General features: G+C 70.8%; 15 protein-coding genes. 3 read left to right on the forward strand and 12 right to left on the reverse strand.

The features are described 5' to 3' along the window. Positions 1–330: 330 nt before the first annotated feature. The 9 genes from ACFWPI_RS23585 to ACFWPI_RS23625 form a co-directional block, all read right to left on the reverse strand. Complete coding sequence (locus ACFWPI_RS23585; protein ID WP_350882849.1) at positions 331–1,854, reverse strand: CoA-acylating methylmalonate-semialdehyde dehydrogenase; 1,524 nt, start codon at positions 1,852–1,854, stop codon at positions 331–333. 333 nt (positions 1,855–2,187) lie between these two features. Further along, positions 2,188–3,000 (reverse strand): hypothetical protein, encoded by an 813-nt coding sequence (locus ACFWPI_RS23590; RefSeq protein ID WP_380377492.1) that lies wholly within the window; start codon positions 2,998–3,000, stop codon positions 2,188–2,190. A gap of 71 nt (positions 3,001–3,071) precedes the next feature. Beyond that, positions 3,072–3,503 carry a hypothetical protein gene (locus tag ACFWPI_RS23595; RefSeq protein WP_063347650.1) on the reverse strand — a complete coding sequence of 144 codons (432 nt, stop codon included), beginning with the start codon at positions 3,501–3,503 and terminating at the stop codon, positions 3,072–3,074. A gap of 181 nt (positions 3,504–3,684) precedes the next feature. After that, the gene (locus ACFWPI_RS23600) at positions 3,685–5,079 is read right to left on the reverse strand and encodes an NAD(P)/FAD-dependent oxidoreductase (RefSeq protein ID WP_380377494.1); all 1,395 of its coding nucleotides are present in this window, start codon (positions 5,077–5,079) and stop codon (positions 3,685–3,687) included. Positions 5,080–5,142: 63 nt separating this feature from the next. Beyond that, a complete protein-coding gene (locus ACFWPI_RS23605; RefSeq protein WP_380377495.1) occupies positions 5,143–5,946 on the reverse strand; it encodes an ABC transporter permease in 804 nt (267 codons plus the stop codon). After that, positions 5,946–6,875 carry an ABC transporter permease gene (locus tag ACFWPI_RS23610; RefSeq protein ID WP_350882859.1) on the reverse strand — a complete coding sequence of 310 codons (930 nt, stop codon included), beginning with the start codon at positions 6,873–6,875 and terminating at the stop codon, positions 5,946–5,948. Before ACFWPI_RS23610 ends, ACFWPI_RS23605 begins: the two co-directional genes overlap by 1 nt. Next, complete coding sequence (locus ACFWPI_RS23615; RefSeq protein WP_380340579.1) at positions 6,872–8,014, reverse strand: ABC transporter ATP-binding protein; 1,143 nt, start codon at positions 8,012–8,014, stop codon at positions 6,872–6,874. Before ACFWPI_RS23615 ends, ACFWPI_RS23610 begins: the two co-directional genes overlap by 4 nt. Positions 8,015–8,061: 47 nt before the next feature. Then, a complete protein-coding gene (locus ACFWPI_RS23620; protein ID WP_380377498.1) occupies positions 8,062–9,312 on the reverse strand; it encodes a spermidine/putrescine ABC transporter substrate-binding protein in 1,251 nt (416 codons plus the stop codon). Between the two features lie 69 nt (positions 9,313–9,381). Next, a complete protein-coding gene (locus tag ACFWPI_RS23625) occupies positions 9,382–10,893 on the reverse strand; it encodes a gamma-aminobutyraldehyde dehydrogenase (protein WP_380377499.1) in 1,512 nt (503 codons plus the stop codon). A 356-nt stretch (positions 10,894–11,249) separates the two neighbouring features. Here ACFWPI_RS23625 and ACFWPI_RS23630 point away from each other — a divergent pair, with 356 nt between their 5' ends. Then, complete coding sequence (locus tag ACFWPI_RS23630; protein ID WP_380377501.1) at positions 11,250–12,905, forward strand: PucR family transcriptional regulator; 1,656 nt, start codon at positions 11,250–11,252, stop codon at positions 12,903–12,905. A 39-nt stretch (positions 12,906–12,944) separates the two neighbouring features. Here ACFWPI_RS23630 and ACFWPI_RS23635 read toward each other — a convergent pair whose 3' ends face one another. The 3 genes from ACFWPI_RS23635 to ACFWPI_RS23645 all read right to left on the reverse strand — a co-directional run bounded on the left by ACFWPI_RS23635 (position 12,945) and on the right by ACFWPI_RS23645 (position 17,277). Continuing rightward, a complete protein-coding gene (locus tag ACFWPI_RS23635) occupies positions 12,945–14,144 on the reverse strand; it encodes a spermidine/putrescine ABC transporter substrate-binding protein (RefSeq protein ID WP_380377503.1) in 1,200 nt (399 codons plus the stop codon). A 68-nt stretch (positions 14,145–14,212) separates the two neighbouring features. Then, on the reverse strand, positions 14,213–15,571 hold the full coding sequence (locus tag ACFWPI_RS23640; RefSeq protein WP_380377505.1) for an aspartate aminotransferase family protein: 1,359 nt from the start codon (positions 15,569–15,571) through the stop codon (positions 14,213–14,215). Positions 15,572–15,831: 260 nt separating this feature from the next. Then, entirely contained in the window at positions 15,832–17,277 is a 1,446-nt protein-coding gene (locus ACFWPI_RS23645) for a gamma-aminobutyraldehyde dehydrogenase (protein WP_380377507.1), read from the reverse strand. A gap of 301 nt (positions 17,278–17,578) precedes the next feature. On the opposite strand from ACFWPI_RS23645, the gene ACFWPI_RS23650 reads away from it, so the two are divergent. Beyond that, positions 17,579–18,052, forward strand: a complete 474-nt coding sequence (locus ACFWPI_RS23650) for an Lrp/AsnC family transcriptional regulator (RefSeq protein WP_030243538.1) — start codon at positions 17,579–17,581, stop codon at positions 18,050–18,052. Continuing rightward, positions 18,049–19,443, forward strand: a complete 1,395-nt coding sequence (locus ACFWPI_RS23655) for an aspartate aminotransferase family protein (RefSeq protein ID WP_063347661.1) — start codon at positions 18,049–18,051, stop codon at positions 19,441–19,443. Before ACFWPI_RS23650 ends, ACFWPI_RS23655 begins: the two co-directional genes overlap by 4 nt. Positions 19,444–19,639: the final 196 nt, after the last annotated feature.

The raw sequence follows: 19,639 nt of genomic DNA on the forward strand, positions 1-19,639 counted from the left end.
CTGGTGTCTTCTGCGGCTTGACGCCCCGTCCGACGTTTCAAACTCTAGCCGATCCCTGCTCCGAAAAGCGAATCGGCCGCAATCCAATAAAACGAACACGCCGAATAAGAACCAAGCCGCGACAAGACGCGACCCAGCCCGAACCAGGAAATGGTGTTTCAAAAGGATTGGCTACCCCGGGACCGTCCGCGCGGAGATGCGTGTCCGGTGCTCCCAGCCAGGCAGCTCGAAGAACTCTACGCGTGATCGCGACCGGATGCAAACGGGGTGCAAAGGGCCGGCCGGACCCCGGGGAGAGGGGTCCGGCCGGCACGACCGCGGGGCGGGGGATCAGCTGTTGGTGGGGAAACCGAGGTTGATGCCGCCGTGCGAGGGGTCCAGCCAGCGCTGGGTCACGGCCTTGCCGCGGGTGAAGAACTGCACGCCGTCCGGACCGTACGCGTGGGCGTCGCCGAACAGGGAGGCCTTCCAGCCCCCGAAGGAGTAGTAGGCGACCGGGACCGGGATCGGCACGTTGATGCCGACCATGCCGACCTCCACCTCGAACTGGAAGCGCCGGGCCGCGCCGCCGTCGTTGGTGAAGAGGGCGGTGCCGTTGCCGTACGGGTTGGCGTTGATCAGCGCCAGGCCCTCGTCGTAGGAGGCGACGCGCACGACGGAGAGGATCGGGCCGAAGATCTCGTCGTTGTAGACGGACATGCCCGGCTTCACGTGGTCGAACAGGGTGGGGCCGAGCCAGAAGCCGTCCGAGGTCGGGGCGCCGTTCTCGTCCTCGGCGGTGACCGGGTGCTTGCGGCCGTCCACGGCGAGCTCGGCGCCGTCGGCGACACCGGACTCGACGTAGGAGGTGACCTTGTCGCGGTGCTGGCCGGTGACCAGCGGGCCCATCTCGGAGTCGCCGTTGCAGCCGGGGCCGACCTTCAGGGTGGCGATCCGCTGCTTGATCTTGTCGACCAGCTCGTCGCCGATCGGGTCGACCGCGACCAGGACGGACACGGCCATGCAGCGCTCGCCGGCCGCGCCGAAGCCCGCGTTGACGGCGGCGTCGGCGGCCAGGTCGAGGTCGGCGTCGGGCAGGACCAGCATGTGGTTCTTGGCGCCGCCCAGGGCCTGCACGCGCTTGCCGTAGCGCGTACCGGTCTCGTAGACGTAGCGGGCGATCGGGGTGGAGCCGACGAAGCTGACGGACTTGACGTCCGGGTGCTCCAGCAGGCGGTCCACGGCGGCCTTGTCGCCGTGCACGACGTTGAAGACGCCGTCCGGCAGGCCTGCCTCCTTCCACAGCCCGGCGAGGAAGTTGGCGGCGGACGGGTCCTTCTCCGAGGGCTTCAGGACGACGGTGTTGCCGGCCGCGATGGCGAGCGGGAAGAACCACATCGGCACCATGGCCGGGAAGTTGAACGGCGAGATGATCGCGACCGGGCCGAGCGGCTGGCGGATCGAGTAGACGTCGACGCCGGTGGACGCCTGCTCGGTGAAGCCGCCCTTGACGAGCTGCGGGATGCCGCAGGCGTACTCGACGACCTCCAGGCCGCGGGCGATCTCGCCGAGCGCATCGGAGTGGACCTTGCCGTGCTCGGACACGATGATCGCGGCCAGCTCGTCGCGGCGGGCGTTCAGCAGCTCGCGGAAGGCGAACAGCACGGTGGTGCGCTTGGCGACCGAGGCGGTGCGCCACTCGGCGAAGGCCGAGGCGGCGGCGGCCACGGCCTGGTCGACCTCGGCGATCCCGGCGAAGTCGACCTGGCCGGCGACCTGGCCGGTGGCCGGGTCGAAGATGTCACCGCGGCGGGGCGCCGCGCCGGCGGTGGCGACGGGCTCGCCGCCGATCCAGTGAGTGATGTGCTTGCTCAAGTCCGTCTGCCTCCGAAGTCCCGGGCGGCGTCCTGCCGCCGGTCCTGTCTGGCGCCGCCCGCGAGTGGGCCGGGCGACGGGATTCACGGGGCTACCGCGTTCGTCTCCAGTCTGGTGCCCGCCGCGCCAGGCCTCAACGAACAGGCTGACGGGGATCGCGGATTCAGCCTTACAGGTCGTCCGGTTGCTCGGCCGAATGGGTGAGGGGGCACGAACGAACGTGTGAAGCCGGACCCGCAAAGACGACCCCGCAAGACGAACGCGGCAGGACGAACGCGGCAGGACGAACGCGCCAGGAGGAACGCGCGAGGACGAAGCGCCGCCACCCCGCGTTCAGGACTCCTCGTCCTCCAGGTACGGGTCGTGCAGACCGTCGGCCGCCTCCTGGGTCTCCAGCAGGTCCAGCCGCAGGTCCTGGGCCCAGGCGAGCGCCCACCGCTTCAGCCCGCCGACCGCGCGTGCCGCGACACCCCGGGCCCGGAACCGGCCGTCCGCCGCCTCGGCCAGCGTCTCCAGCCGGTCGGCGAGCGCCGCGGGCTGGAAGTCCGCGTCCAATTCGCCTGCCAGCGCGATGAGTTCGCCCTCCCGGTAGCAGTCGGTGAGGGCGTGCACGTCGACCAGGTCCCGCGGCATGCCACGGTCCACCAGCAGCGCGGTCGTGAGCGCGGCGGCGTCCTCCAGGGCGACGACCGGCAGCACAACTGGCAGGACGACCGGCAGCGCCACCGGCAGGGCCGCCGACAGCGCCACCGCCGGCTCGCCGGGCGGGGGCGCGGCGAGGTCGAAGCGCACCGGCCGGTGCGCCAGCGGCTCCTTCCGCAGCTCCACCGAGTGCGACCGCCCGCCGAGCGCGAGCCGGACGGTGAGCTGCTCCAGCCGCGGCGTGCCCGGGCGTTCGGCGACCCCGCCGCCGGCCGCGCGGTAGGCCTCGCCCAGCGCGGCGGCCACCTCCGGCAGGTCGGCCCCACCGGTCACCAGGGTGAGTCCGTCCTGCGGGCAGGCCGCGACGCCGTGGGCGCGCAGCGCGTGCCCACCGGCCAGGGCGAGCCCGTACCGGTCGCAGACGGGGGCCGCCAGTGCGGCGAGGCGCAGCTGGGTGTGGCCCGGTCGAAGGGGCGCGTCGACGGCGTCCGGGGCGGTGGTCACGTTTCCAGTCTGACGCGACCGCCCGCCCCGCGCGCCACCGCCGGCCGGGGGCCGGAGTCCGGACCGGGGGATCACCAGCCGCTGAGCCCGGCCGCGGCCTCGTGCAGGGCGAGCTCCAGCAGCACCGGGTCGTTGAGCCGTCCGGAGCCGTCGGGCGGGACGAGCCAGCGCACCCCGCGGCTGCGGCGCTCGGGGTGCGGGACGACGATCCAGGTACCCTCCCCCGCGCTGCGCACGCCCGTACCGATCCAGCGGGCGGCGGTGCCGACGGGGACCAGGAAGCTGACGTGTTCGTCCCCGAAGTCGGTGAGGACGGGGCCGCAGGAGCCGGGGTCCAGGATCTCCAGGGCCGGGCGCCCGAGCCGTCCGGGGACGGAGAGGACGTCCCAGCGGCGGCCGGCCGGTAGCAGCATCAGCCCCAGCCCGGTGCGCTCCCATTGCTCCCGGAAGGCCTCCGGGTCCGCTGCCACCTGGGCGAGCCAGTGCAGTCCGGTGCTCTCCATGTCTGTCCCCGCTTCTTGCCGCTGGTTCCGGTCGGATCGTCCTGGTCGGGACGCGGCGGGGAGACCGAGACCCGCCGTCACCAAGGAGAGGCGGACGGCGGGTCTCTCTTACACGGATAACGCGGATAGCACGGATAACACGGATAGCAGGGATGGCGAGGTCAGCTCACGGACAGCGAGGTCAACTGTCGAAGCCGAGCCCCATGCGGTCGAGCGTGCGCAGCCAGAGGTTGCGGTGGCCGCCGTTGCGGTCCGCGCGCTCCAGCGAGCGGGTGGTGATCTCGATCCCGGCCCAGCGCACCGGCTCGGGCGGGAACGGCAGCGGCTTGCTGCGCACCATGTCCAGCGAGGTGCGCTCGGTGCGCTCGCCGGACAGCAGGTCGAGCATCACCTCGGCGCCGAAGCGCGTCGCGCCGACGCCGAGCCCGGTGTACCCGGCCGCGTACGCGACTTTGCCCCGGTAGGCGGTGTCGAAGAACGCCGAGAACCGGCTGCAGGTGTCGATGGCGCCGCCCCAGGCGTGGGTGAACCGCAGGCCCTCCAGCTGCGGGAAGCAGCGGAAGAAGTGGTTCGCCAGCGTACGGAAGGTCTCCGGCCGCTGGTCGTACTCGTGCCGGACGCGGCCGCCGTAGTGGTAGACGGCGTCGTAGCCGCCCCACAGGATCCGGTTGTCGGCGGAGAGCCGGAAGTAGTGGAACTTGTTGGCGCTGTCGCCGAGTCCCTGCCGGCCGCGCCAGCCGATCGCGGCGAGCTGCTCGTCGCTGAGCGGCTCGGTCATCAGCGCGTAGTCGTACACCGGCACGATGTACGGCCGGACCCTCTTGACCAGCGACGGGAACACGTTGGTGCCGAGTGCGACGCGCCGGGCGAAGACCCGTCCGTACGGGGTGCGGACGGCCATGCCGCTGCCGTACTCCCGCAGGTCGGTGGCCCGGGTGTGCTCGAAGATCCGCACGCCCTGGCCGAGGCAGGCGTCCCGCAGGCCCCAGGCGAGCTTGGCGGGGTGGACCATCGCCACGCCCTCCTTGTCCCAGAGGCCGCCGAGGAAGGTCGGCGAGTCGACCTCGGCGCGCAGCTCGTCGGCGTCCAGGACGGTGATGTCGAAGCCGTACCGGGCGACGGCCTCGGCGATCTCGTGGAGTTCCTCGACCTGGTGCGGCTGGGTGGCGACGTCGATCTCGCCGGTGCGCTCCCACTCGGCGTCGATGCCGTAGCGCTTGAGGGTGGCCTCGATGCCGTCCAGGTTGGCGGCACCGAGGCGTTCCAGCTGGGCGAGTTCGGCGGGCCAGCGTTGCAGGCCGTTGCCGAAGCCGTGGGTGAGGCTGGCCGCGCAGAATCCGCCGTTGCGCCCGGACGCGGCCCACCCGACCTCGTTGCCCTCGACCAGCACGACGTCCAGCGAGGGGTCGCGTTCCTTGGCGATGAGGGCGGTCCAGAGGCCGGAGTAGCCGCCGCCGACGACCAGCAGGTCGCAGGTGGTGTCGCCGACCAGGGCGGGCAGTGCCGCCGGCCGGCCCGGATCCTCCAGCCAGAAGGGGGTGGGCCTGGCGTCACTGAGTGCGCGGGCGGAGTCCATGCATTATCAGCCACTTTCTGTACTTAGGCGATGGTTTGTTCGGCCACCACACCCGACCGTACGTCAGGCGGTGGCCTTCCGGCGGTTGCCCAGCCACTGGCCGGCGACGGTCAGCGCGACGGCGGCGATGAACATCGCGGTGCCGATGACGTTGACCTGTACCGGGATGCCGCGCTGCGACGCGCCCCAGACGAACATCGGGAAGGTGACCGTGGTCGGGCCCGAGTTGAACTGGGTGATGATGAAGTCGTCGAAGGAGAGCGCGAAGCTGAGCAGCGCTCCCGCCGCGATGCCGGGGGCGGCCAGCGGCAGGGTGACCCGCAGGAAGGTCTGGATGGGGGTCGCGTAGAGGTCCTGGGCGGCCTGTTCGAGCCTCGGGTCCATGCTCATCACGCGGGCCTTGACGGCCGTCACCACGAAGCTGAGGCAGAACATGATGTGCGCGATGAGGATGGTGGTGAAGCCGAACGGGATGCGCATGTTGAGGAACAGGGTCCCGAGCGAGGCGGCCATGACCACCTCGGGCATGGCCATCGGCAGGAAGATCATCGCGGTGGTGGCCGAGCGGCCGCGGAAGCGGTAGCGGGCCAGTGCGAAGGCGACCATGGTGCCGAGCACGGTGGCGCCGATGGTGGCGAGCACCGCGATCTGCAGGCTGAGCGAGAGCGACTGGCACATGTCGGCCACGCCGCAGGGGTTGGTCCAGGCGTCGGTGGAGAACTCGTTCCACTCGTAGTTGAACTTGCCGACCGGTTTGTTGAACGAGAAGGCGAGCACGACCAGGTTGGGCAGCACCAGGTAGGCGAGGGCCAGCACGCCGGCCAGCACCACCAGGTGGGCGCGTATCCACTTGGTAATCCGGGACATCAGACCAGTTCCTCCGTCCCGGCCTTGCGCATGTAGACCGTCACCATGCCCAGGATCAGGGCCATCAGGATGAAGCTCAGTGCGGCAGCCGTGGGGTAGTCGAGCACGTTCAGGAACTGCTTCTGGATGCCGTTGCCGACCATCTGCTCGCTCGGCGAGCCCAGCAGCTGGGCGTTGATGTAGTCGCCGGAGGCCGGGATGAAGGTGAGCAGGGTGCCGGCGACCACGCCGGGCAGCGAGATCGGGAAGGTGACCTTGCGGAAGGTGGTGAACGGCCGGGCGTACAGGTCGCCGGCCGCCTCGTGCAGGCGGGGGTCGATCCGCTCCAGCGAGGTGTACAGCGGCAGGATCATGAACGGCAGGAAGTTGTAGGTGAGACCGCAGACCACGGCGAGCGGCGTGGCGAGCACCCGGTCGCCGGAGGTGAGGCCGAGAGCGTTGGTGACGTCCAGGACGTGCAGGGTGTTGAGCACCCCGACCACCGGCCCGCCGTCGGACAGGATGGTCTTCCAGGCCAGCGTGCGGATCAGGAAGCTGGTGAAGAACGGCGCGATGACCAGGATCAGGATGACGTTGCGCCAGCGCTTGCTCGCCTTGAAGGCGATCGTGTACGCGAGCGGGTAGCCGACGGCCAGGCAGAGCACGGTGGCGATGCCCGCGTAGGAGAACGAGCGGACGAAGTGCCACTTGTACTCGACCAGGGCGTCCCAGTAGGTCGCGAGGTGCCAGGTGACCTTGAAGCCCGCTTCGAGCGAGCCGGTCTGCAGCGAGGTGGACGCCTGGTAGACCATCGGGACGGCGAAGAAGACGACGAGCCAGGCGATGCCGGGCAGCAGCAGCCAGTACGCGGTGAGCTTGCGCTTCGGCTTCCGTGCCGGTTCCGCGAGCGGTATGACCTGTGACGGAGCGGCCGGGGTGGTGGTGGTCATGCGGCCTCCTCCGCGGTGCCCGCGTCGATCGCCTGCGCGGCGTCCAGGGCGAAGGAGTGCGCCGGGTTCCAGTGCAGCAGGACGGGCGCGCCGGGGACGATCCGGGCGTCGCGCTCCATGTTCTGCTCGAAGACGGTGACCTCCTGGCCGCCGTCGGTGCGCACCACGTACTGGGTGGAGACGCCGATGAAGCTGGAGTCGAGGACGGTGCCGGCCAGCCGGTTGCGGCCGTCGGCGACCTCGGCGGAGGCGTGCGCGATGGTGATCTTCTCGGGGCGCACGCCCAGGTGGACCTGCCTGGCCTCGGTGGCGCAGCGCGCCTTGGGCACGGCGAGGCGGACGCCGGCCGCGGTGAGCAGCAGGTCGCCGCCGTCGGTGCCGGTGACCTCGGCGGGCAGCAGGTTGGACTGGCCGAGGAAGTTGGCCACGAAGGTGGTGGCGGGGTTCTCGTACAGCTCGGCGGGGGCGCCCAGTTGCTCGACCCGGCCGCCGTTCATCACCGCGATGGTGTCGGCCATCGTCATGGCCTCCTCCTGGTCGTGGGTGACGTGCACGAAGGTGATGCCGACCTCGGTCTGGATCCGCTTGAGCTCCAGCTGCATCTGGCGGCGGAGTTTGAGGTCGAGTGCGCCGAGCGGCTCGTCGAGGAGCAGCACCTGGGGGTGGTTGATCAGGGCACGGGCGACGGCGACGCGCTGCTGCTGGCCGCCGGAGAGCTGGTGCGGCTTGCGCCGGGCGTACTGGCCGAGTTCGACCAGCTCCAGCATCTCCTCGACCTGCTTCTTGACGTCCTTGCGGCCGCGGCGGCGCAGGCCGAAGGCGACGTTCTCGAAGATGTCGAGGTGCGGGAAGAGCGCGTAGCTCTGGAAGACGGTGTTCACCGGCCGCTTGTACGGGGGCAGGGCGGTGACGTCCTGGCCGCCGATCAGGACGGTGCCGCTGGTGGGCTCCTCCAGGCCGGCGATCATGCGCAGGGTGGTGGTCTTGCCGCAGCCGGAGGCGCCGAGCAGGGCGAAGAAGGAGCCCTGCGGGACGGTGAGGTCGAGCGGGTGGACGGCGGTGAAGGCGCCGTAGGTCTTGCCGATGCCGGTGAGGCGGACGTCGCCGCCGGCGGCCGCGTCGCGCTGCTGGTCTGTCATGGGTGTCTTCCTGGGTTCTCTGCCGGGAGTGGGCCGCGCGTGGGGGGTCAGGCGCCGATGAGCTTGGAGAACTTCTGCTCGAAGTCGCTCTCCTCGGTCTCGGTGAGGGTGCGGAACACGTGCGACTTGGCCGCCATCTCGGGGGTGGGTACGACCAGCGGGTTGGCCGCGCTGTCCGGGGCGAGGGCGGCGAGTTCGTCCTTCATCCCGGTGACGGCGGAGACGAAGCCGATGCCCGCGACCAGCTGCGCCGCGATCTTCGGCTGATAGTAGAAGTCGATCAGCTTTTCCGCGTTCGCCTTGTGCTGCGCCCGGGCCGGGATCAGCATGTTGTCCGTCGAGGAGACGTAGCCCTTCTCCGGGATGACGAACTCGATGTCCGGGTTGTCGGCGCGCAGTTGGATCAGGTCACCGCCCCAGGCGACGCAGGCCGCGATGTCACCGGAGGACAGCTCCTGGCCGTAGTCGTTGCCGGTGAAACGGCGGATCTGCTTGCTGTCGACGCCCTTCTGCAGCCGGGCGACGGCGGCGTCGTAGTCGTCGGCGGTGAACTTCGCCGGGTCCTTGCCCAGGTCCAGCAGGGTGATCCCGATGCTGTCGCGCATCTCGGAGAGGAAGGTGACCCGGCCCTTGAGGTCGGGGTCGTCCAGCAGTTGGGAGACGCTGGTGACCTCCTTCCCCTTGGTCGCCTTCTTGTTGTAGGCGATGACGACCTGGATGCCGGCCCACGGGTAGGAGTACAGCCGGCCCGGGTCCCAGTCGGGGGCGCGGAAGCGGGAGTCGATGGTGGTGATCGCGGTGGTGACGTTCGCCGGGTTGAGCTTCTGCGCCCAGCCGAGCCGGATCATCCGGGCGGCCATCCAGTCGGTGAGGACCATCAGGTCGCGGCCGGTGTCCTGGCCGGCCGCGAGCTGCGGCTTGACCTTGCCGAAGAACTCGACGTTGTCGTTGACGTCCTCGTTGTACCTGACCTTGACGCCGGTGGCCGCGGTGAAGGCGTCCAGGGTGCCGTGCTTCTCCTTGTCCTTCTCGTCGGTGTCGATGTACAGCGGCCAGTTGGAGAAGTTGACCACCTTCTCGGTGTCCGAGAGGTCCTTGGCGGCGTTGGCGGTCGAGTCGCCGCCGACGGTCCTGGCCGCCGGGATCCCGCAGGCGGCCAGCGTGCCCGCACCGGCGGTCAGCGCGGCGGCCCGCAGCAGGGTACGGCGGCCGATCGCGGCCCGGCCGCTGGTCTGGCTGCGTTCCCAGGCCTTGCGGACCGGTTCGGGCAGACCGTCGGTGAACTCGTTGAACGCCATGGAACGGGCCTCCTGGGGGTAAGAGGTCGAATCGGGGCGCCCTGGGGGCGGCGCGCCCCTGGGCAGGGGTTATCTGTCTCCGAAGACGGTGCGGTGCCAGTCCTTGCGGGCCACCGCGGTGGTGTCGAACATGACGTGCTTGACCTGGGTGTACTCGTCCAGCGAGTACTGGGACATGTCCTTGCCGTAGCCGGACGCCTTGTAGCCGCCGTGCGGCATCTCGCTGATGATCGGGATGTGGTCGTTGACCCAGACGCACCCGGCCGCGATCTCCCGGGTGGCGCGCAGCGAGCGGTGCACGTTGCCCGTCCAGGCGGAGGCGGCCAGGCCATAGGGGGTGTCGTTGGCCAGCCGCAGGCCCTCGTCGTCGGTGTCGAAGGGCAGCACGACGAGCACCGGGCCGAAGATCTCGCCCTGGACCACCTCGCTGTCCTGGGCGGCGCCGGTGATCAGGGTGGGCGCGTAGTACGCGCCGCGGGTGAGGTCGGTGCCGTCGTGGCCCTTCTCCGGCGCGCGGCCGCCGGTGACCACGGTGGCGTAGGAGCGGGCGCGTTCGACGAAGCCGGCCACCCGGTCCCGGTGGGTGTACGAGACCAGCGGGCCGAGGTCGGTGTGCGGGTTGAGCGGGTCGCCGATCCGGATCGCGGCGTACAGCTCGGCCACGCCGGCCACGAACGCGTCGTACAGCGGGCGCTGGACGTACGCGCGGGTGGCGGCGGTGCAGTCCTGGCCGCCGTTGATCAGCGAGGCGGCGACCGCGCCGTGCACGGCGGCGTCGAGGTCGGCGTCGTCGAAGACCACGAACGGGGCCTTGCCGCCGAGCTCCAGGTGGGTGCGCTTGACGCTCGCGGTGGCGAGTTCGGCGACCCTGCGGCCGACCGGGGTGGAGCCGGTGAAGGACACCATGGCGACGTCCGGGTGCGCGACCAGGTGCTCGCCGGTGGTGCGTCCGGCGCCGGTGACCACGTTGACCACGCCGTCGGGGATGCCCGCCTCGGTGCAGGCCCGGGCGAACATCAGCGAGGTGAGCGGGGTCAGCTCGGACGGCTTGAGCACGATGGTGTTGCCCGCCGCGATCGCCGGCAGGACCTTCCAGGCGGCCATCTGCAGCGGGTAGTTCCACGGCGAGATCGAGCCGACCACGCCGATCGCCTCGCGGCGCACGTAGGAGGTGTGGTCGCCGGAGTACTCGCCGGCCGCCTTGCCCTCCAGGTTGCGGGCGGCGCCGGCGAAGAACGCCACGTTGTCGATGGTGCCGGGGACGTCGAACTCGGTGGCCAGCTTGACCGGCTTGCCGGTCTGCGCGGTCTCCACCCGGGCGAGGTCTGCGCTCGCCGAGGTCAGGACGGCGGCCAGTGCGGTCAGCGCCTCGGAGCGGGCGCCGGGGGTGGCGCGGGACCAGCCGGGCAGGGCCGCCTTCGCGGCGGCCACGGCCGCGTCGACCTCGCCGGTGGTGGCCAGGGCGACCTGCTCGACCACGCTGCCGTCCGCGGGGTTGACGACCTGGAAGGGCTCGCCGCTCCCCCGGGTCCGACGGCCCGCGATGTACTGCGCGCCCGCGCCGAAGTCGGTCAGGTCCATCTGGTTCCTCCAAGTGCCGGTGGGTCGACTGCCACGGCGATTCTCACGGTTGTGCGGTGGGGGAATCCGACCGGCTGATCACCGGGGTTGCGCGATCCTGGCAGTCCGGCGGACTCCGGACAAGGGATTCCGCTGTTGCATTCCGGCAACGCGATGGATTCCGGCGTGAGGTCTGTTTTTCGCCACAGCCGACCCGCTGACCATGCCCGTTGCCGCCCCGGCGTGACAAGGGTCACTCCGACAACCTCGGTGGGTAGGGCCTTACAGGGTGCAAGGGTTCACCGAGGGCGACAGGTCGTCGCCGCGATGGATGATTTACCTGACACTCTGGTCCCTCAAGGCCCTGGAGGCCCGCGATGCTCCCCACCGTCGCCCGCGTGCTCGACCTGGAGGTGATGCGGCGCGGCCTGCCCCAGGTCGTCGCCGGCGCCGACCACCTGGAGCGGCCGGTCCGCTGGGTCCACGTGAGCGAACTGCCCGACGTCGCCGGGATGCTCCAGGGCGGCGAACTGGTGCTCACCACCGGCATCGCGCTGCCCGACGACCGCGAGGGCCTGGCCCGCTACATCCGCGAACTGGACGAGGTGGGGGTCGCCGGACTGGTCGTCGAGTACGGCCGGCGCTACTTCGACTCGCTGCCCCGCGCCCTGGTGCACGCCGCCGAACAACGCGGCCTGCCGCTGATCACGCTCCGCCGCGAGCTGCGCTTCGTCGCCGTCACCGAGGCCGTGCACGCGCTGGTGGTCAACGCCCAGCTGGAGCAGCTGCGCGTCTCCGAGGCCGTCCACCAGGTGTTCAACGAGCTGGTGGTGGAGGGCGCCGAGCCGCCCGAGGTGATCCGCCAGGTGGCCCGGATGGCGGGCGCGCCGGTCGTCCTGGAGAACCTCGCGCACCAGGTGCTCGCCCACGACACCGCCGGCCGCCCGGAGGTCGAACTGCTGGAGGACTGGGAGCGCCGCTCCCGCGGGGTCCGCCCGCCCGGCCGCACCGGGCACGACCCGCGCAGCGGCTGGCTGGTGACCACGGTCGGCGCCCGCGGCCAGGACTGGGGCCGACTCGTGCTGGTGCAGGATCCGGGCCCGCTGCCCGAGAACGAGGCCCACCCGCACACCATGCTGCTGGAACGCGGCGCCTCCGCCCTGGCGCTCAACCGGCTGGTGGTGCGCGACCGGGAGAGCCTGGAGCGGCAGACCCACCGCACCCTGCTGTCCGGCATCCTCACCCACGCGCTGACCGTCTCCGAGGTGGCCCTGCGCGCCCAGGCGCTCGGCGTCCCGCTGGAGGGCCGCCGGCTGGTCGGAGTGGTGCTGCGGCAGCGGCGCGGCCCGATCCCGGCCGCCCTGGAGGCGCAGGCCCGGCTGCGCGACTTCACCGAGCTCGCCGCGGGAGCCGTCCGGGCCTGCCGACTCTCCGCCCTGGTCGGCGCGCTGGACGACGAGGGCGTCGGCGTGCTGATCACGCTCGGCACCCAGCAGGACGAGCACGCCGCCCTGGACGCCTTCTCGGCCACGCTGCGCCGGATGTCGGCCGAGGCCGGCCGGGACGACGCCGCCGCCGCACCCGCCCCGGTGGTCGCGGTCGGCTCCTCGGTCGGCTCCGTCCGGGACGCCCGGCGCACCCTGCTGGAGGCCACCCAGGTCGCCGACGCGGCCCTGCACGACGCGCCCGGCGGCCGGGCCGCCTCGTACTACCGGCTGCCGGACGTCCGGCTGCGCGGCCTGCTCCACCTGCTGCGCGACGACGCCCGGCTGCAGACCTACGTGGAACGGGAGCTGGGCCCGCTGCTGGCCCACGACGCCGAGCACAACGGCCAGTTGGTGCAGATGCTGCGGATCTACCTGGAGCAGGGCCGGAACAAGTCGGCGGCGGCCGACGCCGCGCACCTGTCCCGGCCGTCCTTCTACGACCGCCTGCACAAGGTCGAGCGGATCCTCGGCGTCGACCTCGACCAGGTGGAGTCCTGCCTCTCCCTGCACGTGGCGCTGCTCGCCCTGGACGCCGTCCGCCGCTGACCGCCGACCGCTGACCGCTGACCGCTGACCGCCGGTGGCCTACACGCCGGTGATGCGCCCCCAGACCTTGTGCAGTTCGGGCCGCTCCGCCGAGGTGACGTCGCGCATGGTGTGCAGCCGGGCGCGCATCTCGTCGGTCGGGAAGAGCAGCGGGTTCTCCGCCAGTTCGGCCTTGTCCTTGTCGCCGCTGGCCGCCAGCACCTCGCGGGCGGCCGGCACCGGGCAGATGTACTGGACGAACGCGGCGAGTTCGGCGGCGACCTCGGGCTGGTAGTAGTGGTCGATCAGCAGCTCGGCGTTGCGCTTGTGCCGGGCCCGGTTGGGGATCATCAGGCTCTCCGCCCACAGCTCGCCGCCCTCCTGCGGCACCACGAACTCGATGTCCGGGTTCTGGGCGGTCAGTTGGACGGCGTCGCCGGAGTAGGCCTGGCAGGCGACGGCGGCACCGGAGGCGAGGTCGCTGGTGTAGTCGTTGCCGGTGAAGCGGCGGATGTGGCCGGTGTCGACCATCTTCTGCACGGTGTCCATCGCCCGGTGCGCGTCGTCCTCGCCGAACCGGGAGACGTCCGCACCCTGGGCGAGCATCAGCAGCCCGAGCGCCTCGTCCAGCCCGGCGAACAGGGTGACCCGGCCCTTGAGATCGGGCGCCCAGAGGTCCGCGGTCGACTTCAGTTCCCGACCGAGCGCCTTGCGGTTGTACGCGATGCCGGTGATCCCGGACTGCCAGGGCACGCTGCGCCGGCGCCCGGGGTCGAAGGCCGGGTCGGCGAGCTGCGGGTCCAGGTTGGCGGTGACGTTGGGCAGGTTGGCCCGGTCCATGGCCTGCACCCAGCCGAGCGAGACGTACCGGCCGGCCATCCAGTCGCTGACCACCATGAGGTCCCGGCCGGGGTCGGCGCCCTGGGTGAGCACCGGGCTGATCTTTCCGAAGAACTCGTCGTTGTCGTTGATGTCCTCGGTGTAGGTGACCGCGATGCCGGTCCGCTCGGTGAAGGCGTCCAGGGTCGGCCGGCGGCCCTGGTCGTCGGTGTCGATGTACTGGGTCCAGTTGGAGAAGGCGAGCCGCTGCTCGCGGTCCGAGCGGTCCTGGACCGAGCGGCGGTCCTCGGCGACGTACGCGGACGGGATGCCGCAGCCGGTCAGCGTGCCGGCGCCGAGCAGCGCGGCCCCGCCGAGCACCGAACGCCGGCGGATCGTACGGGAGTTGTGGGGGCGGGTCGGGGTGGTGCTGCTGGGCATGGGGAAGGCCTCCGGAGCGTGGGACGGCCCCGGGCGTGCGCGACACCCGGGGCCGTCCGGTCGGTACGTCAGGCGGTGTGCGCGTCGGCGAGCGACAGCACCTCGTCGAGCACCGCGAGACCGGTCTTGGCCTCCTCCTCGGTGACGGTGCACGGCGGGACGACGTGGAGGCGGTTCATGTTGACGAACGGCCAGAGCCCGCGCTGCTTGCAGGCGGCGGCCAGCTCGGCCATCGGCGCGTTGGCGGGGCCGGCCGCGTTGTACGGGACCAGCGGCTCGCGGGTCCCGCGGTCCTTCACCAGGTCGAGCGCCCAGAACACGCCGAGGCCGCGGACCTCGCCGATCGAGGGGTGCCGCTCGGCCAGCTCCCGCAGGCCGGGGCCGAGCACGGTCTCGCCGATGTGCTTGGCGTTCTCGACGATGCCCTCCTCCGCCATGGCGGTGATGGTGGCGACGGCCGAGGCGCAGGCCAGCGGGTGGCCGGAGTAGGTGAGCCCGCCCGGGAACGCCCGCTCGGCGAAGGTGGCGGCGATCTCGGCGCTGATCGCCACGCCGCCCAGCGGGACGTAGCCCGAGTTGACGCCCTTGGCGAAGGTCAGCAGGTCCGGGGTGACGCCCCAGTGGTCGGCGGCGAACCACTCGCCGGTGCGGCCGAAGCCGGCCATCACCTCGTCGAGGATGAACACGATGCCGAAGCGGTCGCAGATCTCCCGCACCCCGGCCAGGTAGCCCGCCGGCGGGATCAGGATGCCCGCGGTGCCGACCACGGTCTCCAGGATGATCGCCGCGATCGTCCCGGGGCCCTCGAAGGCGATCACCTGCTCCAGGTGCTCCAGCGCGCGCTCGCACTCCTGCGCCTCGTTCTCGGCGTGGAAGTTGGAGCGGTAGGCGTACGGGCCCCAGAAGTGCACCACGCCGGAGACGCCGGTCTCGTTGGCCCAGCGCCGCGGGTCGCCGGTGAGGGCGATCGCGTTGGCGGTGGCGCCGTGGTACGAGCGGTAGGCGGACATGACCTTCTGCCGGCCGGTGTGCAGCCGGGCCAGCCGGACGGCGTTCTCGACCGCCTCGGCGCCGCCGTTGGTGAAGAAGATCTTGTCGAGGTCACCGGGGGTGCGCTCGGCGATCAGCCGGGCGGCCTCACTGCGCGCCTCGACCGCGAAGCCGGGGGCGATGGTGCAGAGCTTCGCCGCCTGCTCCTGGATCGCGGCGACCACCTTCGGGTGCTGGTGGCCGATGTTGGTGTTGACCAGCTGCGAGGAGAAGTCGAGGTAGCGGTTGCCGTCGTAGTCCCAGAAGTACGAGCCCTCGGCGCCGGCCACCGCGAGGGGGTCGATCAGCGCCTGGGCGGACCACGAGTGGAAGACGTGCGCGCGGTCGGCGGCCTTGACCGCCTGGCCGGCGGCTGAGTCAGCGGTGGGGATGCTCATGCCGGTAAGGCTAGGGAGTCGCGGCCCCGAAGTGCAGTTTCATCTTGTCAGCCGGTCACGCGAACGGCCGACAGGATGCAAAGACACCGAGCCCGGGTCGAAAGGACCCGGGCCCATTGTCCGTTCACACGATGGACATGCGATCAGATCGCGGCCATACAGCGCCCGACCGCCACGACCCGCTAGATCGCGGTCATACAGCGCCCGACCGCCACGACCCGCTAGATCGCGGTCATACAGCGCCCGACCGCCACGACCCGCTAGATCGCGGTCATGACGTGCTTCACCCGGGTGTAGTCCTCGAAGCCGTACGCGGAGAGGTCCTTGCCGTAGCCGGACTTCTTGAAGCCGCCGTGCGGCATCTCGGCGACCAGCGGGATGTGGGTGTTGATCCAGACGCAGCCGAAGTCCAGCCGGCGCGACATCCGCATGGCGCGGGCGTGGTCCTTGGTCCACACCGAGGAGGCCAGCGCGAAGTCGACGCCGTTGGCGTAGTCGACGGCCTGGTCCTCGTCGGTGAACTTCTGCACGGTGATGACCGGGCCGAAGACCTCGTTCTGGATGATCTCGTCGTCCTGCCGCAGGCCGGAGACGACGGTCGGGGCGTAGAAGTAGCCCTTCTCGCCGACCTGGTGGCCACCGGCCTCGATCTTGGCGTGGGTGGGCAGCCGCTCGATGAAGCCGGCCACCTGCTTCAGCTGGTTGGCGTTGTTCAGCGGGCCGTACAGCACGTCCTCGTCGTCCACGCCGCCGGTCTTGGTCTCGGCCGCGGCCTTGGCCAGCGCCTCGACGAAGGCGTCGTGGATCGACTCGTGCACCAGCACGCGGGTGGCGGCGGTGCAGTCCTGGCCGGCGTTGAAGTAGCCCGCGACCGAGATGCCCTCGACGGCCTCGGCGATGTCGGCGTCCTCGAAGACCACGACCGGGGCCTTGCCGCCCAGCTCCAGGTGGACGCGCTTGACGTCCTTGGAGGCGGACTCGGCGACCTGGATGCCGGCCCGGACCGAACCGGTGATGGAGGCCATCGCCGGGGTCTTGTGCTCGACCATCAGCCGGCCGGACTCGCGGTCGCCGCAGATCACGTTGAAGACGCCGGCCGGCAGCTCCAGGTCCTTCAGCACGCCGCCGATGATCTCGGCGAGCAGGACGGTGGAGGCCGGGGTGGTGTCCGAGGGCTTCAGGACGACGGTGTTGCCCGCGGCGATGGCCGGGGCGAACTTCCAGACGGCCATCATCATCGGGTAGTTCCACGGCGCGACCTGGGCACAGACGCCGACCGGCTCGCGGCGGACGATCGAGGTCATCCCGTCCATGTACTCCCCGGCGGCCTTGCCCTCCAGCATGCGGGCGGCACCGGCGAAGAAGCGGATCTGGTCCACCATCGGACCGATCTCCTCCGAGAGGGTCAGCCCGCGCGGCTTGCCCGTGTTGCGGACCTCCGCGTCGACGAGCTCGTCGGCCCGGGCCTCGACCGCATCGGCGATCTTGAGCAGCAGCTTCTGGCGGGTGCTCGGGGTGGCGTCGCGCCAGACCGGGAAGGCGGCAGCGGCCGAGGCCATCGCGGCGTCCACATCGGAGGCACCGGACAGCGGGGACGTCGCGTAGGCCTCACCGGTGGTGGGGTCGACGATGTCGAGCGTGCGGCCGTCCGCCGCGTCGACGAACTCACCGTTGATGTAGTTGCGCAGCGTGCGAAGGTCGCTCACGGGGTCTCTCCTCGGTCTGGGCCTGCGGCGTTGCAGATTCCGGCGCCATGGTACGTCGGCGGGTCCGGCGCACGAAGGGTGTCGGGTGGCCGGGCCCTGGACGGCGCGGTCCACTGGTTTGGGGGAACGCGCGCTGCGCTGCGGGGCTGCGCGCGTACCGTGCCAGGGTAGCCGCATGACTGCCGGTATCGACAGGTGCGGTGCGCGTAGGCGATGAAATCCGTACGCGGATTCCAAGATTGCGACGAAATCAGCAGATTCCTCGCTTGCGAACAGGGGAACGATCAGGCACAGTGGCGGCGTGGCCAACCGCGACCGGAACGCGAGCGTTCCCCTCGATGCCGCCTCCAAGGCGATCATCGAGCAGCTCCAGGAGGACGGACGCCGCCCGTACGCCGCCATCGGCAAGGCCGTCGGCCTGTCCGAGGCGGCCGTGCGCCAGCGCGTCCAGAAGCTGCTCGACCAGGGCGTGATGCAGATCGTCGCCGTCACGGACCCGCTCACCGTCGGCTTCACCCGCCAGGCGATGGTCGGCATCCGGGTCGAGGGCGACATCGAGCCCGTCGCCGACGCGCTGGCCGCCCTCGACGAGGTCGACTACGTCGTCTGCACCGCAGGCTCGTTCGACCTCCTGGCCGAACTGGTCTGCGAGGACGACGAGCACCTGCTCGAACTGATCAACAAGCGCATCCGCGCGCTTCCCGGCGTGCGGAGCACCGAGAGCTTCGTCTACCTGAAGCTCCGGAAACAGACCTACACCTGGGGCACCCGATGACAGCCGACCCGGCGCAGAAGGACCTTTCCAAGACCGCCTACGACCACCTGTGGATGCACTTCACCCGCATGTCGTCGTACGAGAACTCCCCCGTGCCGACGATCGTCAAGGGCGAAGGCACCTACGTCTGGGACGACAAGGGACGCAAGTACCTCGACGGCCTCGCCGGCCTGTTCGTCGTCCAGGCCGGCCACGGCCGCGAGGAGCTGGCCGAGGCCGCCGCCAAGCAGGCCAAGGAGCTCGCCTTCTTCCCGGTGTGGAGCTACGCCCACCCGAAGGCCGTCGAGCTGGCCGAGCGCCTGGCCAACTACGCCCCGGGCGACCTGAACAAGGTCTTCTTCTCCACCGGTGGCGGCGAGGCCGTCGAGACCGCCTGGAAGCTCGCCAAGCAGTACTTCAAGCTGACCGGCAAGCCGACCAAGTACAAGGTCATCTCGCGCGCCGTCGCCTACCACGGCACCCCGCAGGGCGCCCTGTCGATCACCGGCCTGCCGGGCCTGAAGGCCCCGTTCGAGCCGCTGGTGCCGGGCACCCACAAGGCCCCGAACACCAACATCTACCGCGCCCCCGCCTTCCTCGAAGGCCCGGACGGCACGGTCGACCCCGAGGCCTACGGCCGCTGGTGCGCCGACGAGATCGAGGTGGCCATCCTCAACGAGGGCGCCGAGACCGTCGCCGCCGTCTTCGTCGAGCCGGTGCAGAACGCCGGTGGCTGCTTCCCGCCGCCGCCCGGGTACTTCCAGCGCCTGCGCGAGATCTGCGACCGCCACGACGTGCTGCTGGTCTCGGACGAGGTCATCTGTGCCTTCGGCCGTCTGGGCACCATGTTCGGCGCCGACAAGTTCGGCTACCAGCCCGACATGATCACCTGCGCCAAGGGCATGACCTCGGGCTACTCCCCGATCGGCGCCACGATCATCTCGGACCGCCTCGCCGAGCCGTTCTACAAGGGTGACAACACCTTCCTGCACGGCTACACCTTCGGCGGCCACCCGGTCTCCTCCGCGGTGGCGCTGGCCAACCTCGACATCTTCGAGCGCGAGGGCCTGAACCAGCACGTCCTCGACAACGAGGCCGCGTTCCTGGGCACCCTGAACAAGCTGCGCGACCTGCCGATCGTCGGCGACGTCCGCGGCAACGGGTACTTCTACGGCATCGAGCTCGTGAAGGACAAGGTCACCAAGGAGTCGTTCAACGACGACGAGGTCGAGCGCGTCCTCTACGGCTTCCTGTCGAAGGCCCTCTTCGACAACGGCCTGTACTGCCGCGCCGACGACCGTGGCGACCCGGTCATCCAGCTGGCCCCGCCGCTGATCTCCAACCAGTCGACCTTCGACGAGATCGAGCAGATCCTGCGGACCAGCCTCACCGACGCGTGGGCGAAGATCTGACCCCCTGATCCTCCTTCCCCGCCCTCCGCCGAAGGGCGGTCCCACTCCCCCGGGACCGCCCTTCGGCGTTTTTCCGGCGCTGCCGGCCGATCAAACATGCCTGATTGCGGGTGATTTGCCCGCGATGGACCAGAGCGCCGCAACCGCACCAGGCCCCAGTCGTTCTAATCTGACGACTGTCATATCCCTGCGGCCA

This window comes from Kitasatospora sp. NPDC058492 (assembly GCF_042720685.1).
GTDB lineage: Bacteria > Actinomycetota > Actinomycetes > Streptomycetales > Streptomycetaceae > Kitasatospora.

What these genes read in the sequence shown, in the direction of transcription:
- ACFWPI_RS23620 (WP_380377498.1), bottom strand. Translation starts at nt 9,312, where the DNA reads ATGGCGTTCAACGAGTTCACCGACGGTCTGCCCGAACCGGTCCGCAAG.
- ACFWPI_RS23605 (WP_380377495.1), bottom strand. Translation starts at nt 5,946, where the DNA reads ATGTCCCGGATTACCAAGTGGATACGCGCCCACCTGGTGGTGCTGGCC.
- ACFWPI_RS23615 (WP_380340579.1), bottom strand. Translation starts at nt 8,014, where the DNA reads ATGACAGACCAGCAGCGCGACGCGGCCGCCGGCGGCGACGTCCGCCTC.
- ACFWPI_RS23610 (WP_350882859.1), bottom strand. Translation starts at nt 6,875, where the DNA reads ATGACCACCACCACCCCGGCCGCTCCGTCACAGGTCATACCGCTCGCG.
- ACFWPI_RS23640 (WP_380377505.1), bottom strand. Translation starts at nt 15,571, where the DNA reads ATGAGCATCCCCACCGCTGACTCAGCCGCCGGCCAGGCGGTCAAGGCC.
- ACFWPI_RS23625 (WP_380377499.1), bottom strand. Translation starts at nt 10,893, where the DNA reads ATGGACCTGACCGACTTCGGCGCGGGCGCGCAGTACATCGCGGGCCGT.
- ACFWPI_RS23600 (WP_380377494.1), bottom strand. Translation starts at nt 5,079, where the DNA reads ATGGACTCCGCCCGCGCACTCAGTGACGCCAGGCCCACCCCCTTCTGG.
- ACFWPI_RS23630 (WP_380377501.1), top strand. Translation starts at nt 11,250, where the DNA reads ATGCTCCCCACCGTCGCCCGCGTGCTCGACCTGGAGGTGATGCGGCGC.
- ACFWPI_RS23595 (WP_063347650.1), bottom strand. Translation starts at nt 3,503, where the DNA reads ATGGAGAGCACCGGACTGCACTGGCTCGCCCAGGTGGCAGCGGACCCG.
- ACFWPI_RS23635 (WP_380377503.1), bottom strand. Translation starts at nt 14,144, where the DNA reads ATGCCCAGCAGCACCACCCCGACCCGCCCCCACAACTCCCGTACGATC.
- ACFWPI_RS23655 (WP_063347661.1), top strand. Translation starts at nt 18,049, where the DNA reads ATGACAGCCGACCCGGCGCAGAAGGACCTTTCCAAGACCGCCTACGAC.